17 protein-coding genes are annotated in these 16,868 nt (G+C 60.4%); 7 read left to right on the forward strand and 10 right to left on the reverse strand.

What is annotated here, in order from left to right; translation table 11 throughout:
• The first annotated feature begins 108 nt into the window (after nt 1-108).
• From PSH64_RS29020 to PSH64_RS29040, 5 genes are all read left to right on the forward strand, one after another.
• Nucleotides 109-1,509 carry a COG3014 family protein gene (locus tag PSH64_RS29020; protein WP_305479355.1) on the forward strand — a complete coding sequence of 467 codons (1,401 nt, stop codon included), beginning with the start codon at nt 109-111 and terminating at the stop codon, nt 1,507-1,509.
• A gap of 205 nt (nt 1,510-1,714) precedes the next feature.
• Nucleotides 1,715-3,109 carry a COG3014 family protein gene (locus PSH64_RS29025; RefSeq protein ID WP_105340690.1) on the forward strand — a complete coding sequence of 465 codons (1,395 nt, stop codon included), beginning with the start codon at nt 1,715-1,717 and terminating at the stop codon, nt 3,107-3,109.
• 15 nt (nt 3,110-3,124) lie between these two features.
• The gene (locus PSH64_RS29030) at nt 3,125-3,496 is read left to right on the forward strand and encodes a YcfL family protein (RefSeq protein ID WP_018927555.1); all 372 of its coding nucleotides are present in this window, start codon (nt 3,125-3,127) and stop codon (nt 3,494-3,496) included.
• Between the two features lie 39 nt (nt 3,497-3,535).
• The gene (gene lpoB / locus PSH64_RS29035) at nt 3,536-4,123 is read left to right on the forward strand and encodes a penicillin-binding protein activator LpoB (protein WP_105340689.1); all 588 of its coding nucleotides are present in this window, start codon (nt 3,536-3,538) and stop codon (nt 4,121-4,123) included.
• A gap of 3 nt (nt 4,124-4,126) precedes the next feature.
• Entirely contained in the window at nt 4,127-4,870 is a 744-nt protein-coding gene (locus tag PSH64_RS29040; RefSeq protein WP_305479356.1) for a penicillin-binding protein activator LpoB, read from the forward strand.
• Between the two features lie 252 nt (nt 4,871-5,122).
• Here PSH64_RS29040 and PSH64_RS29045 read toward each other — a convergent pair whose 3' ends face one another.
• The 3 genes from PSH64_RS29045 to PSH64_RS29055 form a co-directional block, all read right to left on the reverse strand.
• Nucleotides 5,123-5,755: a LysE family transporter gene (locus PSH64_RS29045; RefSeq protein WP_105340687.1), complete on the reverse strand. Its 633-nt coding sequence runs from the start codon at nt 5,753-5,755 to the stop codon at nt 5,123-5,125.
• Nucleotides 5,756-6,009: 254 nt separating this feature from the next.
• Nucleotides 6,010-6,591 carry a mechanosensitive ion channel family protein gene (locus PSH64_RS29050; protein ID WP_305479357.1) on the reverse strand — a complete coding sequence of 194 codons (582 nt, stop codon included), beginning with the start codon at nt 6,589-6,591 and terminating at the stop codon, nt 6,010-6,012.
• Nucleotides 6,591-8,501, reverse strand: coding sequence for an ATP-binding cassette domain-containing protein (locus PSH64_RS29055; RefSeq protein ID WP_105340685.1), 1,911 nt, complete (start codon nt 8,499-8,501; stop codon nt 6,591-6,593). Before PSH64_RS29055 ends, PSH64_RS29050 begins: the two co-directional genes overlap by 1 nt.
• Before the next feature lie 50 nt (nt 8,502-8,551).
• On the opposite strand from PSH64_RS29055, the gene PSH64_RS29060 reads away from it, so the two are divergent.
• On the forward strand, nt 8,552-9,016 hold the full coding sequence (locus tag PSH64_RS29060; protein WP_305479358.1) for a TIGR02444 family protein: 465 nt from the start codon (nt 8,552-8,554) through the stop codon (nt 9,014-9,016).
• On the opposite strand, the gene PSH64_RS29065 is transcribed toward PSH64_RS29060, so the two are convergent.
• A complete protein-coding gene (locus PSH64_RS29065) occupies nt 9,013-10,182 on the reverse strand; it encodes an AlgP family protein (protein ID WP_305479359.1) in 1,170 nt (389 codons plus the stop codon). The two genes, PSH64_RS29060 and PSH64_RS29065, sit on opposite strands and share 4 nt — an antisense overlap.
• A gap of 192 nt (nt 10,183-10,374) precedes the next feature.
• On the opposite strand from PSH64_RS29065, the gene PSH64_RS29070 reads away from it, so the two are divergent.
• Complete coding sequence (locus PSH64_RS29070) at nt 10,375-11,040, forward strand: FKBP-type peptidyl-prolyl cis-trans isomerase (protein ID WP_305479360.1); 666 nt, start codon at nt 10,375-10,377, stop codon at nt 11,038-11,040.
• Between the two features lie 78 nt (nt 11,041-11,118).
• Here the strand turns inward: PSH64_RS29070 and rsd are convergent, their stop codons facing one another.
• From rsd to hemC, 6 genes are all read right to left on the reverse strand, one after another.
• Nucleotides 11,119-11,589 (reverse strand): sigma D regulator, encoded by a 471-nt coding sequence (gene rsd / locus PSH64_RS29075; RefSeq protein WP_105340681.1) that lies wholly within the window; start codon nt 11,587-11,589, stop codon nt 11,119-11,121.
• 180 nt (nt 11,590-11,769) lie between these two features.
• The gene (locus PSH64_RS29080; protein WP_105340680.1) at nt 11,770-12,321 is read right to left on the reverse strand and encodes a disulfide bond formation protein B; all 552 of its coding nucleotides are present in this window, start codon (nt 12,319-12,321) and stop codon (nt 11,770-11,772) included.
• 352 nt (nt 12,322-12,673) lie between these two features.
• Nucleotides 12,674-13,912, reverse strand: a complete 1,239-nt coding sequence (locus PSH64_RS29085) for a heme biosynthesis protein HemY (protein ID WP_105340679.1) — start codon at nt 13,910-13,912, stop codon at nt 12,674-12,676.
• Nucleotides 13,909-15,051, reverse strand: coding sequence for a uroporphyrinogen-III C-methyltransferase (locus tag PSH64_RS29090; protein WP_105340678.1), 1,143 nt, complete (start codon nt 15,049-15,051; stop codon nt 13,909-13,911). The genes PSH64_RS29085 and PSH64_RS29090 overlap by 4 nt, the downstream gene beginning before the upstream one ends.
• 16 nt (nt 15,052-15,067) lie before the next feature.
• Nucleotides 15,068-15,835, reverse strand: coding sequence for a uroporphyrinogen-III synthase (locus PSH64_RS29095; protein WP_105340677.1), 768 nt, complete (start codon nt 15,833-15,835; stop codon nt 15,068-15,070).
• Nucleotides 15,832-16,773 (reverse strand): hydroxymethylbilane synthase, encoded by a 942-nt coding sequence (gene hemC / locus PSH64_RS29100; RefSeq protein WP_105340676.1) that lies wholly within the window; start codon nt 16,771-16,773, stop codon nt 15,832-15,834. Before hemC ends, PSH64_RS29095 begins: the two co-directional genes overlap by 4 nt.
• Nucleotides 16,774-16,868 lie beyond the last annotated feature (95 nt).

A 16,868-nucleotide genomic window follows, 5' to 3' on the forward strand; every position in this document is an offset into this window, starting at 1 on the left:
CAATCAGTTTCACTCAAGCTTTGTTGGTATTTCCTGCGTAACGGCGTGTACATTTGGCGGCAAATTGCCATCTACTCGCGGTATCCGATCAGGGAAGAATCAACGTCCATGCATTCACGCCTGTTTTTCTCGTTGCTGTTAAGCCTTGCCCTGCAACTGACTGGTTGCGCCGCTTACCGCAACTACGACCTGGAACTGGAGCAAACGACCGCCCAGTTGAAAGCGGGAAATCCGCAGGGCGCTCTCCAACTGCTGGAGCTGCACAATCCGTCAGAAGAACGGGACCTGCTCTACTACCTCGAAAAAGGTGCAGTCCTGAGTGCCGGTGGTGCGCTGCCGCAAAGCCAGGCTACCTGGCGCAGTGCAGAGCAAATGGTGATCCAGCGCCAGGACACCGTAGAGTCTGCCGGCACACAGCTCTTGTCCGCGATGGGCGATCATTGGGGCAGCATCATCAACGACAAACTGCGGCGCTACGATGGCTACGACTACGAAAAAGTCATGCTGACCACGCAAATGGCCCTGAACCAGTTGGCCGTGAATGACTTCGACGGTGCTCGCGCCGACATCAAGAAAACCCACGAACGTGAAGCCCTGATTGCCCGTCAGCGGGAAAAGGAATACGAGCGACTTGAAGAAGAAGCCAAGGCCCAGGGCGTTCGCGTGCACTACAAGGATCTCCAGGGCTACCCCGTGATGACCCTCGATGCGCCCACCGTGATCGCGCTGAAAAACGGCTATCAGAGTGCATTCAGTCACTACCTGGCCGGGTTTACGTATGAAGCGCTGGGTGAGCGTGATCTTGCCGCCCCGGGTTATCGCCAGGCCATCGAGTTGCGACCCGACCTGCCCTTCTTCGAGCAGGCGTTGCGCGAACTCGACAAACCGGCCGCCAAGGCCAATGAAAGTGATGTGCTGATCATCGTGCAAAGTGGCCTGGCGCCAGCGCGCAGTTCGGTTCGTGTCCCCTACCCGGTGCGCCTGGAGGACAATCAGGTGATCGTCGCCAACGTGTCGTTTCCGGTGATGGTTCCCGACACGTCGACCCCGGCGTTCACACAGATGACGATCGACGGTGGCAAGCAGCAACTGATCCTTGTTAACAGCATCACCGACATGTCTTTACGCACGTTACGCGACGATATGCCGGGCATCATTCAGCGCACCGTATATCGTGCCTACCTGGCCGCTTCTGTTCAGGCTACGGACAACCGACGCGACCCGAGCAAAGCCTCGTACGTGACACAGCACGATGGCTTTGAGCACGCGGACACCCGAACCTGGCGTACCTTGCCCAACATCACCCTGGTGGCGCGCCTACGCCTGAAAAAAGGCGAGCACCTGATCAGCCTGCCCAACGCGCCGGGCGCCGCGCCCCTGAAAGTCCGCATCGAGCAGAACCATCAGGTCATAACCCTGCGAGCGCTGGGAGAGCGGATTTACAGCAACGGAGTGGCTTTTGAACCTGACGTTGCGCCTGAAAGCAGTGTGGTATCAGGCCAGAAATAAGTAATGGCACATTGTGAAAACATGTAATTAAAAAGCCATTACATAGCCAGCATCCCTGTTTATAATGCCGCGCCGTCGTTATTGCGATATGGCATTTAAGCTCCTCTTTTTATGAGGAATTGGCAGGACGCCAGTCTCCCTGCCGATGGGTCCCAACAGCCCGACCAGCACGCGGCTGCTTACACTCAGGGAAGAAGTACCCCCTATGGCCTCCCGCGCCCTTACCTCGATCGCGCTCAGCGCTGTCACCTTACTCTCCGGCTGTTCGGCTTTTCGCAACTACGATTCCGAACTGGCGCAAACCAACCAGCAATTGGCGGCCGGCAACGTCGACGCCGCCTTGACCCTGCTGGAAAAGAACAACACCGGCACCGACAAAGACCTGCTCTATTACTTCGAGAAGGGTGAACTGCTGCGCGCCAAGGGCGACTTGTCCGGCAGCCAGAATGCCTGGACCAGCGCCGATCAGGTGGTGGGCAAGTGGGAAGACGCGGTCAAGCTCGATACCGAAAAATACCTGGCCCAGTTCGGCAGCTTCCTGGTCAACGACAAGGTCCGTCGCTACGAAGGCTACGATTACGAAAAAGTCATGCTGACCACGCAGATGGCCCTCAACCTGCTGGCAGTGAACGACTTCGACGGCGCGCGCACCGCGATCAAGAAGACTCACGAGCGTGAAGCGGTGATCGCCGATTTACGTGACAAGGAATACCTCAAGAGCGAAGAGCAAGCCGAGAAAGAAGGCGTCAAAACCCAGTACAAGGACCTTCAGGGGTATCCGGTGGCCAGCCTCGACGCGCCAGAAGTGGTCAGCCTGAAAAACAGCTACCAGAGCGCGTTCAGCCATTACCTGGCCGGTTTCGTCTACGAAGCCCTGGGCGAGAAAGACCTGGCTGCGCCGGGCTATCGCAAAGCCGCCGAGCTGCGGCCGAACACGCCGCTGCTGGAACAGGCGCTGGTGAATCTCGACAAGCCCGCCAAGGACCAAGACAGCGACATCCTGATCGTCGTGCAAAGCGGTCTGGCGCCGTCCCGCGATTCGATCCGCATTCCGCTGCCATTGCCGATCAGCAACAACGTGGTGATCACGCCGCTGTCGTTCCCGATCATCAAGCCAGACACCTCCACCGCCCCCTTCGCCCAGATCGGCGTGGACGGTCAGCAGGTGAACCTGACGCAACTCAACAGCACCACCGCCATGTCCCGCCGCGCGCTGCGTGATGACATGCCGGGCATCATCCTGCGCACCACCGTCCGTGCCGTGACCAAAGGCGTGGCGCAGAAGAAGATCAACGAAACCAACCCGCTGGCCGGTCTTGCGGTCGGTATCTCTTCAGCCGTGCTCGAAGGTGCCGATACCCGTACGTGGCGAACCCTGCCGGACACCACTCAAGTGGTGCGTCTGCGCTTGAAGAAAGGCGAGCACCAAGTCTCCCTGCCGAGCGCCGTGGGCGGTTCGGTGGTCAAGGTCACTGTGGATCAGCGCTATCAGGTCATCAGCCTGCGCGCCGTGGGCAATCAGGTGTTCGCCAGCGGCCTGGCCGCTCATGTGATCCCGAGCACCAACCCGACCACCATGGCCAGCCTCAAACAACCTTAAGAACGGAGTCTTTGCATGCGCTTCAAACTCATCACTGTCGTCGCCCTGGCCTTGCTGGCCGGCTGCGCCACCCCGCCGCCACCAGAGCCCGGCAGCGCTGCCAGCAAGGTCGTGGCCATGGGCAAGCTCAAGAACATCGTGGTCGGCGCTATGCGCGTGGCGCGGGAAAATGGCTTCATGACGGTCAATGCACAGCTGAGCAACACCAGCTACAACAACAAGACCTTCTACTACCGCTTTGCCTGGCTCGGCCCTGAAGGCTTCCCGGTTGCCGAAGAAGAAACCTGGAAAAGCCAGATGATGTACGGCGAGCAGACCAGTTTCATTCAGGCCATTGCGCCAACCGCCAAAGCCGTGGATTTCCGTCTCGAAATCAAAACGCCTTAAGCCCGACACCCTATTCGTTCAGTTCTAGAGAGCATTCCCATGTTTGCACGCTTTTCGTTCATCGCCGTCATCGCCCTCCTGGCCAGCGGTTGCGCCAACACTTCGCCGACGCTGGGCAGCAAAAACATCAGCTACGGCGACACCAAAGCGGTTGAAACCGTGACCAACGAGTTCGGCTCCACCGACCTGCAGATGATCGCCGAATCCATGACCCGCTCCCTGGCCCAGTCCGGCATCCTGCAAGGCCGTCCGGTGGTTCAGGTCTACGACGTGAAGAACAAGACCAGCGAGTACATCGATACCCGCGAAATCACCACCAGCATCAAGACTCAGCTGATGAAGACCGGCGTCGCCCGCTTCGCCAGCGACAACACCGCGATGCAGAGCCAGGTCGACCAGCTCAAGCTGCAAAACCAGAGCGGCCTGTACAAGAAAAGCACCGTGGCCAAGACGGGCAACATGATCGCTGCCCAATACCGTCTTGAAGGCTCGATCAGTTCGATCGTCAAGCGCAGCAGCGACTACAAGGACGTCTTCTACAAATTCAGCCTGCAGTTGATCGACGTTGAAAGCGGTCTGGCCGAATGGATGGACGAAAAAGAGATCCGCAAAACCACGGAGCGTTAATCGATGCGCACATGGATTGGCATGATGGCCCTGGCTTGCGCGTTCAGCGTGCAAGCGGCCCCGAAAGTTGCAGTAGCGGATCTGGCGTACCAGGAGCGCGTGGAGCAATACGTCCACACTGTTTCGGCACAGAGTAACCATAGCCAGAGCTATTACGGCGCCAGTGGTTCATCCAGTTACGAAGAGTACGAAGCCACCAGCAGCTACATCGAGCAAGGTGAGCTGCGCAAATTCACCGGTGACATCAAGGGCGAGATTCTGCGCACCGGCATGTTCCAGCTGGTGCAGGGCACGCCCTATACGGCATCGTCCAAAGGTGACGTGTATGACGTGATCAAGCGCATCAAGGCCGGTAGCTTCAAGGGTGCCGACTACGTGCTGTTCGGCACCGTGTCAGACATCGACTTCACCCGCGACATGAACGAGCTGGCCAATACCGACAGCTATTCGGCGGTGCTGGCGTTGACGCTGGTGGCGGACTTCAGCCTGATCAACACCAAGACCTTCGAGATCACCTCGGCCTTCACGGCGATGGGCGAAGGTCAGGACACCAAATTGGTGAATGGCCGGGACATCCGGGTTTCCCTGAACCGCCCGCGGGTGGTGCGTGACGTGTCCAAGGCGCTGGGTGAAGACGTGGCTTCGCAACTGAGCCAACAGCTCGGTGGTGGCGGTTACGAGCCGCCAGGCCAGGCGCCGCTGCACAATAACCTGCCGCGGGATACGCCGCCGGTGATTCTGCACTGATCCAAGGCTAGTCATTCTATGGCGAGGGGGCTTGCCCCTCGCCATAAATGAAAAAAGGCGACCTCGATAGGTTAATGCCTGTCAGTTAAGGCGCGAAACCTGTGGGAGCGGGCTTGCTCGCGAAAGCGATGTGTCAGGCAACATCAATGTTGACTGTGTCGCCGTCTTCGCGAGCAAGCCCGCTCCCACATGGATTGCGCTTAACTGACTGGCATTGACCTCGATAGGTCGCCTTTTTTGTGCCTGACGGTTTTACATCGCCGCTTTGCGCAGGGTCGCCATGAACGCCGCCGCGCCGATGAATAGCCCGGCAAAAGTACGGTTCATGCGTTTCTGCTGCTTGGGCGTGCGCAACAAACGCAGAACCTTGGCCGCCAGCCCGGTGTAGCCGGCCATGACGATCAGGTCGACACAGATCATGGTCACGCCGAGGATCAGGTATTGAGCCACCAGCGGCGCGTTGGGATCGATGAATTGCGGTAGTACCGCCAGCATGAACACCAAGGCCTTGGGGTTGCTGACGTTCACCAGAAAACCGCGGAACATCAGCGCCATCGGCTTGCCGATCTGCCGAATGGCAGCGTCGTCGTTCATCTCATTGGGCAGCGCGCGCCATTGCTTGACCGCGAGGTAGACCAGATAGGCCACGCCGAACCATTTGATCGCATAAAAGGCAGTGGCGGAGGCCGTGAGGATCGCACCGACACCGGCGGCGACGATCGCAATCTGCAGCGCCAGGCCCAGCTGCAGACCCAAGGCGTTCCAGTAACCGCGCCAGAAGCCGTAACGCAGACCGCTGGACATCGACGCAATGGCACCGGCACCGGGGGAAAGACTGATCACCCAGCAAGCGGCAAAAAACGCCAGCCATGTTTGAAGCAGCATCGCACACCTCGACTCAGACTCGTGACAGATGTCTAAGCTAATGCGGCTTTGGGCCGATGACTACCGATTTTTTTGCCGGACAGAGTAGCTGCCGACCAGCATTGATGGCTGAAGGTCCCATCGTCTGACGGACCACCATCGCGAGCAAGCCCGCTCCCACAGGGATTCGGGCTGATCACAAACCTGCAATCCGCCCCAAAAAGCCTGTGGGAGCGGGCTTGCCCGCGAAAGCGGTGTGTCAGGCAACAGAAGACTTACTTTTCGAACCCGTTCGAAGGGAATACATCGGTACCACGCCAGCGTCGAACCGAGCGCTGGAAGAACAGGCTGTTGGGCACTTGCACCATGGCGCTGCCGGTACCGAGCTCTTGGGCTTCGATCAACGTGGTGTAGAGCAGATTGATCGCCACCACCCGGCCTTTGACGCCGGGCTTGTCGGTGGTGTCCACCAACTCGACCACATCCCCGATACGGAATGGGCCGACGGTGAAAATCAGGATCGCGCACAACAGATTGGAGAGCACGCTCCACATGGCGAAAAACGCCACGGCGGCCACCGCCACGAAACCGGACAACGCGGTCCAGAGCACTGTGGCCGACACCCCAAGGCGTTCCAGCACGAAGATCAACGCGCTGCCCATGATCAGCCAGCGCAAACCACCGCGCAGCGGCATCAAAAACTGCGGCGGGAACGGGTAGCGCTCGCCCAGGCGAGTCAGGCATTTGGCGACAACGCGCTGGGCGACATAACCGGCCAGCAGGATCAGCAGGATTTGCACCACCAGCCAGAGCGGCTCGACCCACACCGCCGGCAACGGCAGCTTGAAGGCATCCATCAGGACAATGCCTCCAGCTCCGCCTGCATGCTTTCGAGCAGTTCGAGCGCTTCCATCCAGGCCTCTTCCAGTTCGGCTTCACGCACCTTCAGCCTGGCCTGTTCGGCCAGCAGATCGCGCAATTCGTTCTTGCGCGCCGGCTCGTAAATATCACTGTCGCCCAGGCTGGCGTCGATCTTCGCCAGCTTCTCGTGCAGCTTGCCCAACTCGGCTTCGAGCTTGTCGGCCTCGCGCTTGTGCGGTGCCAGTTGCTGACGCAACGCGGCGGCGGCCTGGCGCTGGGCCTTCTTGTCGGTCTTGTCCGGGTTGACCGGTGTATTGCTGACCGGCGCATTACGCTGACGATAATCGACCAGCCAACGGGTGTAGTCTTCCAGGTCGCCGTCGAACTCCTCGACCTTGCCGTCTGCCACCAGGTAGAAATTGTCGGTGGTGCTTTTGAGCAAATGACGATCGTGGGAAACCACCAGAACCGCGCCACTGAATTCCTGCAAGGCCATGGTCAGCGCCAGGCGCATTTCCAGGTCGAGGTGGTTGGTCGGTTCGTCGAGCAGCAACAGGTTCGGCCGGCCCCAGGCGATCAGTGCCAGGGCCAGTCGCGCTTTTTCGCCACCGGAGAAGTTCAGCACCGGCTCATCGATGCGCGCACCCCGGAAATCGAAACCGCCAAGGAAGTCGCGCAGGGTCTGCTCACGCTCGGTCGGCGCCAGGCGCTGCAAATGCAGCAACGGGCTGGCCTTGGAATCGAGGGAGTCCAGTTGATGCTGGGCGAAGTAGCCGACCACGGTGTTCTCGCCCCGGGTCAGTCGGCCCGCCAACGGTTCGAGTTCACCGGAGAGGTTTTTGATCAGGGTCGATTTACCGGCACCGTTGGGCCCGAGCAAACCGATCCGTGCCCCGGGGGTCAGTTGCAGCTTGACCTTCTCCAACACGGTTTTGTCGCCATAACCCAGGCGCGCATCCGACAGGTCGATCAGCGGGCTGGAAATTTTCTGCGACTCGCGGAAGACGAAGTCGAAGGGTGAATCGACGTGGGCGGCTGACAACTCTTCCATCCGCTCCAGCGCCTTGATCCGGCTCTGGGCCTGACGGGCCTTGGTGGCCTGGGCCTTGAAGCGGGCGATGTAGCTTTCCATGTGCGCACGTTGCGCCTGCTGCTTCTCGTAAGCCTGCTGTTGCTGGGCCAGACGCTCGGCACGGGCCCGTTCAAACGCTGTATAACCACCGCGATACAGGGTGATCTTGCGTTGATCGACGTGGGCCACGTGATCGACCACGGCATCGAGGAAGTCGCGGTCGTGGGAAATCAGCAACAGAGTGCCTGGATAGCTTTTGAGCCACTCTTCGAGCCAGATGATGGCGTCGAGGTCCAAGTGGTTGGTCGGTTCGTCGAGCAGCAACAGGTCCGAGGGGCACATCAAAGCCTGCGCCAGATTCAGACGCATCCGCCAGCCACCGGAGAAATCTCCTACCTGCCGGTCCATTTGCTCGTTGGTGAACCCAAGGCCTGCCAGCAGCTTGCGAGCCCGGGCATCGGCGGTGTACCCGTCGGCGCTGTCGAGTTCCGAGTGCAGGCGGGCCTGAGCGGCACCGTCATGGGCTGCTTCGGCCGCCGCCAGGTCGCGTTGCACCTGGCGCAGGCGAAGGTCGCCATCGAGCACGTAGTCGACCGCCAGGCGTTCGAGGGTGTCGACCTCCTGGCGCATGTGGGCGATGCGCCAGTCGGCCGGCAGGAAGCAGTCACCCGAGTCCGGGTGCAGTTCACCCCGAAGCAAGGCGAACAGGCTCGATTTGCCGGCGCCGTTGGCACCGATAAGGCCGGCTTTGTGGCCGGCGTGCAGGGTCAGCTCGGCGTCTTCTAGCAGACGTTGCGGGCCACGCTGTAAAGTCAGGTTCTGAAGTCGAATCATAATGGCGGCGGAGTCTACCAGCTTCGCTCGCAACTGGCGCGAGTAGCACTATGTCCTCTGACCTGTGGAGCTTTTCCCTCGACACCTACTCCCGACCCGGCGTTGAAGGCGCCTGCCTGCAATTGCAGTCGACGGGAGCGAACGTGTGCCTGCTGCTGTGCGGGTTATGGCTGGAAGAACGCGGCGTTACCTGCGACGAACAACGCTTGCAGCTGCTGCGCGATGTAGCCGGGCCTTGGGACACGGATGTCGTGCAACCGTTGCGCGCCTTGCGCCAGCAATGGAAAGCCGCCGCTGGCGAAGATGCCGGACTGGATGATTTACGCGAACAAGTGAAGACACTGGAGATGGAAGCCGAAAGGCATTTGTTGCTGCGACTGGAGCGTTTGGCACAGAGTTGGCCGCAGTATGAGGCGACCGATCTAACGGCCTGGCTGGAAGGTATGGCGGCGGGCGCCGCCAACCTGGACCGCGACGCGCTGCATCAGCTGCGCGTCGCGGTAACCGGCACTTAGGAAGCGCTGGTTGGGGTGGTGCTGGTGCTCGACGGTGCGGCTGGCGTTGGCGCAGGCGAAGCTGTCGAGGTGGTTGCCGCAGGCGCAGGCGAAGCCGATGCAGCCGGCGCCGGGGTTGCTGGCTTGGCAACAGGTGCGGCAGCTGGTTTCGCAGTAACGACTGGCTTTTTCACCGCCGGTTTTGCCGCTGGTTTGGCTGCCGGTTTTGCAGCGGCAGGTTTGGCTGCCGGTTTCGCGGCAGTTGGCTTGGCGGCAGTGGCTGGTTTGGCAGCGGCGGCAGGTTTCGCGGCAGTTTTGGCAGCCGGTTTAGCGGCGGGTTTGGCTGCAGCTTTTGCAGCAGGTTTCGCCGCCGGTTTTGCAGCAGGCTTGGCTGCAGCGGTTTTAGCTGCGACAGGCTTCGCGGCCGGTTTCGCGACGGCAGCTTTGGCTGCTGGTTTTGCAGCAGGTTTTGCAGCCGATTTGGCCGCTGCAGTTTTCGCCACGGCGGGTTTGGCAGCTGTGGTTTTTGCAGCAGGTTTAGCGGCAGCCGTTTTGGCAGCAACTGGCTTGGCGGCAGGTTTGGCAGCCGCCGTTCTAGCTGCTGGTTTCGCAGCGCTGGCAGCGGCTGGTTTTTTCGCCGCAGGTTTTGCGGCGGGTTTTGCCGCGGCTTTTACCGGTGCCTTGGCGGCGGTTTTTTTAACAGCAGCCGCAGCAGGCTTGGCCGGTGCTTTTGCAGCAGCCGGTTTGGCAGCGGCTTTCTTCGCAGGTGCCGCAGCTGGCTTGGCCGAACGCAGGGACAACGCCTTGCCGACAGCCTCTTGGACACGACCGACACCCTGGGCCAATTTCAGGCTTTCTTGAGCGTCGCGTTTGAGTTGCAGGATGTAGCTGCGAGTTTCGGACTGACGATCCTTCAGGGCGTCGAGCAGGTCCTCAAGTTCTTTCACCGCATCCTTGGCCTTGGCTTGTGCCTTGGCTTTGCCGGCCGCCGCAGCGTCCTGCAATTTGGTACGGGATTTGTGCAACTTTTCCTGCGCTTTTCCGCGCTGCTTTTCCAGTTTGGCGAGCAGTTTTTCAGCATCAGCCAAGGCTTGGGAACAAGCATTTTCCAAGTGCTCGAGCAGGCTGCCCGAGAGTTGTTGGAGTAAGTGCAACGGAGTATTTACTGGCTTCTTGGTGGCCGACATGGTTTACCTCCTGGCTGACGTGAGTGCGGCTCATACTAGACCTCTGCTGCAACCGCCGCTAGGGCATGTTGACACTATCGAAAGCTCTCCGTTGCAACGAAGTAAAAATGTTCTGCGCTTAGGCAAAACCAGTTCACCTTCGAGCGCATTCACACTGGCATAATCCCGCGCATCTCAGGACGGAGAGTGCCCATGTTGCGCTACCTTTTTTTATCACTGTGCGTGTTTTTTTCCGTGGCCCAGGCCGCCGAAAAAACCACTGCGAATGATGCTCACGATCTCGCTTACAGCTTGGGGGCGAGCCTTGGCGAACGCTTGCGCCAGGAGGTTCCGGACCTGCAACTTCAGGCGTTGCTCGAAGGTTTGCAGCAAGCCTATCAAGGCAAGCCGCTGGCACTGAAAGACGAGCGGATCGAACAGATCCTGGCCGAGCATGAAGCACAAGCGGCCGAGCAACCCGCCGTCGCGCAAAGCGAAGTCGCCCTCGAAAAGGAGCGGCGATTTCTCAGCGAAGAAAAAGCCAAACCCGGGGTTCGCGAATTGGCGGATGGAATCTTGCTGACAGAACTGGCACCGGGCACCGGCGCCAAGGCGGGTCCGAATGGCAAGGTCCAGGTGCTGTATATCGGACGCTTGCCTGACGGCACGGTGTTCGATCAGAACAGCCAGCCGCAGTGGTTCAGTCTTGATAGCGTGATCAGCGGATGGCGCAGTGCGCTGCAAAATATGCCGGTCGGCGCGAAATGGCGCCTGGTGATTCCATCGGCCGAGGCCTATGGCGCCGACGGTGCCGGCGACTTGATCGCACCGTTCACGCCGCTGGTATTCGAAGTCGAATTGCGTGGTGCGACAAGCTGAATGCCGGAAACGAAAAACGGCGCGCATTGCGCACCGCTTTTGGTTTCTTGCTGGAAGGGGGTTTCCGCCGGGAAGGGTTCAGGCCTGAACCGAACTCTCTTCCTTGTGGGCGGTATGCAACACTTCGATCAGGCAATCTTCCAGTTCGAAGCGTTCACGCAGTTGGCTGCCCAGCTTTTCCAGCGCTTCGGCGAAACGCCCGGTGTCGTTGCAGTCACCCTTGTGGCAATGATCATTGAACGACAGAGCGGTCTCAGTGCTAACGTCGATACGCGGGTTGATCTGCTTCACCAGTTCAAGGCCGCCATCGTCGCCAAAGGCCTTGGCCTCATTGACCAGATGCTCACTCACTTCGAAGTGCCAGGCAGAAACGTAATCGACAAGCACCTCGCAGAACCGACCATTCAGGGACTTGTCGGCGAAAGCCGGCTTAGCATTCCGTAAGTCGTGGAACGCCTTTACCAACTCTTCACGCTCTTGTAGCCAGCGGTCAATGAGCTTATGAACCCCACCCCAGCGTTCCTGAGCATTCTGACAACTATCTAACATGGCGATCTCTCTTCCCTAATGGGTCATGCCGTTCTACGCCTGCCCCCAACACTCGGCACATCCGGTCTTGGTCAGGCAGAACAGCAACGAGCAACATAATTCCAGTGACACGTGCGGGCCAGATTATGCCCGCGCGCCTATGGCTTCAAGGTACGCAGGAGATAAAGTTCATACAAGTGTTTAATCACCCGCCAGTACCCGGTGCGACGACTCGCCGCTGAGCGGTCGCTGACATGCGATCCAGACAAGGCGCAGCAACTGATAACCGCCCAGGATCATCATCGCGACGAAGAACAGCAGGCTCCATTCCGGAATGCTCAGGTCGAACAGCGTCCAGGAAATCTCCGCGCAGTCGGCGGTTCCCTCGAACATTCGCTGCACGACACACAACCAGGGGCTACTGGCGAACAGATCGGTCAGATTGGGCGAGCATGCCGATAGCTGATGCACCGGATCACTCTGCAACACGACCTGCCGCCACGCCGTGACAGTGCCCGCCAGACTGCACAGCAGACCCAGCAGCCAATACAGGAATGATCCGAAGCGACCAGGCCCCTGCACCGAAGCCGTCAGGCAGACACCCGTGAGCAGCGCCAGGCAAACCCGCTGCAACAGGCACAACCCGCAAGGCTTGAGGCCGACCGCATATTCCAGGTAATAGGAAACGCCCAAGGCCAGGGCACCTGCAATGAAGACCATGAAAAACAAGGAGCGTGAGCAGGCCAAAGACATGGCTTTTCCGTAACTGTAGAGACAAGTGGTTACGGTAGAGGAAAGCGCAGCAGCCTTTCAAGGCGGGTCAGCGCGGACACTTCACCAGAAGTGTAGGGAATTCCCGACAGAGTCGAGAGGATAAGATGTAGTCCTTTGTAGGACTTTGCCAGCTAAGGACTACAACGCAAAAACAGTGACGGACTTGGAGCGGTTGGATCGCCCTGGAGAACGACTCCCCCTGTAGCAGCGGGCGCAGCCTGCGTTCGGCTGCGCAGCAGTCGTGATCGGTTTAACACGACTCAGCTGATCCGACTGCGGCGCCTGATTTCACGACTGCTTCGCAGCCTTCGGCAGCTGCTACTGGCCGTCATCAAGCGTGAGCCGGCACCGGCAGCGGTGCCGCCAGCAAGCGCTCGTCCAACAGGCCCAAGCCCTCCTGGAACAGTTGATTGCTGCGTTCGGTGTCACCCAATTGCGCCAGCAACCGCGCCAGTTCGGCGCAGGCTTCAGGATTGCGCTGCACACGCAGACTGTTCTCCAGATAATCCCGGGCCTTGCCCCACAGACTGCTTTGCAGACACAAGCGACCCAATGTCAGCAACAGGCTCGGGTCGGCCGGATGATCCTTGAGCCAACCTTCGGCGGTATGCAACTGTCTGGCCGGATCGCTGCCGCGAACCAGACCGTACAGGCGTGCCAGATGGCTGTCGTACTGGCGCTTGAGGGCCACGCGCAGGACCTCTTCAGCCTCGACCTGCGCACCCAGTTGCCGCAGTTGCTCGGCATAGGCCAGCACCAGTTGCGGCTCCTGGCGCTGAGCAGCGGTAAGCTGCTGCCAGGCGCGATTGAGCGATTGCAAACCAACCGTTCCGTCCTCTTCCCGGTGCGCCGCCAGCGAAAGGTTCTCACCCCATGCCCGACGCTCCAGCTCAGCCAGTTCGGCCGGAGGCAATACCTTGTCCTTGCGTAACTCCGGCAACAGGCGAATCACGGCCGACCAGTCGCCCCGCTGCTGAAGCAGACGCTGCAACTGGCGCAGGGTCTGCACGTTATGAGGATGACGCTCGTGCATCGCTTGCAGGGTGACCAGTGCGCCGTCGGTATCGCCGCGGTCGGTCTGCAATTGGGCATGACTCAAGGCAATTGCCAGCTCGGCCTGGGGCTGTCGCTCCAAAGCGCGCTCCAGCAGGTTGTCGCTTTCCTGGTAAAGACCTTGTTCGTTCGCGGCGCGGGCAGCCCCCAGGTAGTAGAGCAGCGGCTGACGCTCGGCTTCCGCGGCACGATGCAGATGACGCTGCGCACTGGCCCACCGGCCCTCAGCCAAATCCAGCTGGCCGTGCTCGATCGCCACTTGTACCCGTCGACTGCGGTTGCGTCGCGACCATGGGTTGACCACCCCACCGGAAGTTGTCACCAGTTCGATCAACGCCTTGATACCCCAGAACACCAGCCACAGCACGGCCACCAGGGCCAGGGTTGCCCACAGGCTCGATTCATAACGGAAGCTTTTGTAGGCGATCAACACGTAGCCGGAATGTTCAGCGATCGCCAGCCCCAACGCGGCAGCGGCAGCGATAACCACAAACACGATTACATAGAGGCGTTTCATGGTGTGGCCTCCTGCACAGTGTTGGTGGCAGGTTTGGCCAGGGGTTTCACCGAGTCCTCGGCATTGATGTTGCGCCGCTCAAGGTAAGCCTGGACTGCGCTCAACGTACCGGTCAGATCCGGGGTGACCACCGTGACCGGCTGCTTGCTCAACTCGCCCACCTGCTCCAGCATGATTCTGCTCTGAGGGTTGTCCGGGTTGAAGTTGCCCTTGAGCACGTCCCGCGCCTCGGTCAGCGCCTGGGTGTAGACGGCAGCCTGACCATTGAGTGCGGCCCACTGCGCCTGCTCCAGCGCCAGGCTCAGGGCCAGACGTACCTGGCTCAGGCTCTGCCCTGCCAGCAACGGACGAACATTCTTGTCGGCGTTGAAGTCGATGCGGATATAACGCGAGATCTGATCCCACCATTGCGCCCAGCGACTGGCCCCGTCGCCATCGGCCGTCAGGCCCATCAGGGATTCGCCACGGTCCTTGTACTCGGGCGCCAGCTCGGTGAGGTTGATCACTTGATCGCGCAAGGCACCCAGGCGCAGGAACAACCCGGTGCGATCCGGCTGTTGGGTACTGCGCAGGGCGACCAGGGTTTTGGCTACTTGCTCGCGGGCAGCGAAGGAGCCCGGGTCGTTCTGTTCACGGAGAATCTCATCGGCACCCTGCACCAGGGCCTGGGCGCTGCTGATGTCCTGCAACGCCGACAGACGCAGGCTGGCCAGACGCAGCAAATGCTCAGCCTCGGCCAGACGCCAATCCTTGCGGCTGGCACCGAGGACGGTTTCCAGACGCTGATTCAAGCGTTGCTGATCGCCCTGAAGTTGAATGACCAGGCGACTGCGCGCATCGAGCTCTTCGGCGGCAGGCATTTGTTCGAGGCGAGCGGTCAGACGCTGCTCGTTGAGCTTCAGGCTCTGTGCCTGATCGTTCAACGCCTGTACCTGACTCAACTGTTGCAGGTTATTGGCTTGCAGGTGACGCACCTGCCAGACTCCCCAACCGCCCACGGCAACACCGGCAGCGCCCAACAGCAGCGCGACGATTGCCAGCCCATTGCCTCGGCGCTGCTCAGCAGCAGGTGAAGGAGTTTCAACCGGTGCATCAAATACCGGCTGGACGTCATCTTTAGGCAAGGCTGTTTCGCTCACGTATCCATCCTTTGCATTAGAAAACGGGCACGGGGTGCTCCCGTAACGCCGTCAGCAAGGCCGCGGCGCTGGCGCCACGACAATCCACAACTGTTTGGGCCCCGGCGGCACGTGCCAGCTCGGCGACCCTGGGGCTTGGAACAAACAACGGCAACCGCGCCATGAGCGGCCAGGCATCGCCGGCCAATCGGTGCAGGTGCTCAAAACCCTGTCCACTGCTGACCACCAGCCCATTCAAGCGTTCCGCTTCGATCCGCTGAGGCAGCACCGCTGGCGGGTACTGCGGCAAACCACGCCGGTACAACTCCAGATACTCGACACTAGCACCAAGCTCGCGCAAACGCTCAGCCAGCAGTTCGCGCCCACCCTCGCCGCGCATGATCAGCACCCGTGCGTCGGGTCGAGCGACAGCCTCGCGCAACCGTGGAAGTTCAAGCAAGGCTTCGCTGTCATCGCCATCGGCCGGGAAGCTCACATCCAGCCCGTTAACCTCAAGGATTTGCGCCGTCGCCGCGCCCACGCTGAACCACCTCAGGACCGGTGGTTGCGGCCAGAACTGTTCAAGCAAATCGACAGCGATTCTGGCGGCCGGTTTGCTGACCACGATTACCGCGCAATAGCGGTCCAGGGCCTGAATCACTTCGCGCATTGTGTCAGAGGCAGGAATCGGCTCAATGTCCAAAAGCGGCAAGCTGCTACTGAAAACCCGCGCTTCGGCCAGCACACGCGCAAGCGCCGCCGACTCCTCTGCCGGACGTGTCAGCAGCAGGCGCCAACCGGTCACTCGTGACCTGCCTCGCCATAGACTGCCTTGAGGATGTCGGCGGCGCCCTGGCTCAGCAGGTCTTCGGCCACTTGCACACCCAATGCCTCGGCATCGCTACGTGGCGCACGGGCCTCGGCGCTGAGCAGCAGGCCGCCGCTCGGATCACCCACCAAACCGCGCAGCCAGATCTGCTCGCCTTCAAGCACGGCGTAGCAGGCGATCGGCACCTGGCAGCCGCCATTCAAATGTTTGTTGAGGGCACGTTCGGCGGTCACGCGGATGGCCGTATCCTGATGATGCAGCGGCTCGAGCAGCGCATGAATTTCAGTGTCGGCGCTACGGCACTCGATACCGACCGCGCCCTGGCCACCGGCCGGCAGGCTGTCATCGACACTGATCGCCGAAGTGATGCGGCCCTCGAAGCCCAAACGAATCAAACCCGCCGCGGCGAGGATGATGGCGTCGTATTCACCGGCATCGAGTTTGGCCAGGCGCGTGTTGACGTTGCCGCGCAGGAAGCGGATTTGCAGATCCGGGCGACGGGTCAGCAACTGAGCCTGGCGGCGCAGGCTGGAGGTGCCGACGATGCTGCCTGGCGGCAACTCATCCAGACTGGAGTAAGTGTTGGAAACGAATGCGTCGCGCGGGTCTTCGCGCTCGCAGATGCAGAACAGACCGAGGCCTTCCGGGAAGTCCATCGGCACGTCTTTCATCGAATGCACGGCGATGTCGGCTTCATTTTCCAGCAGCGCGGTTTCCAGCTCCTTGACGAACAGACCCTTGCCGCCGATTTTCGACAGGGGCGAATCGAGCAGCTTGTCGCCGCGGCTGACCATGGGCACCAGCGTCACGAGCAGGCCCGGATGGGCCTGTTCCAGACGAGCCTTGACGTATTCGGCCTGCCATAGGGCCAGAGCACTTTTGCGGGTGGCGATGCGGATTTCGCGAGAGGACATGGATCAATCCGTACTGAATAGATACGGCGGATAATAACAGCTCAGCCAAATCCACTTTGACTTGTATCAGAAACTGCATGGCCTCCCTGGCCTCA

The organism is Pseudomonas sp. FP1742 (genome assembly GCF_030687145.1).
Taxonomy (GTDB): Bacteria; Pseudomonadota; Gammaproteobacteria; order Pseudomonadales; family Pseudomonadaceae; genus Aquipseudomonas; species Aquipseudomonas frederiksbergensis_D.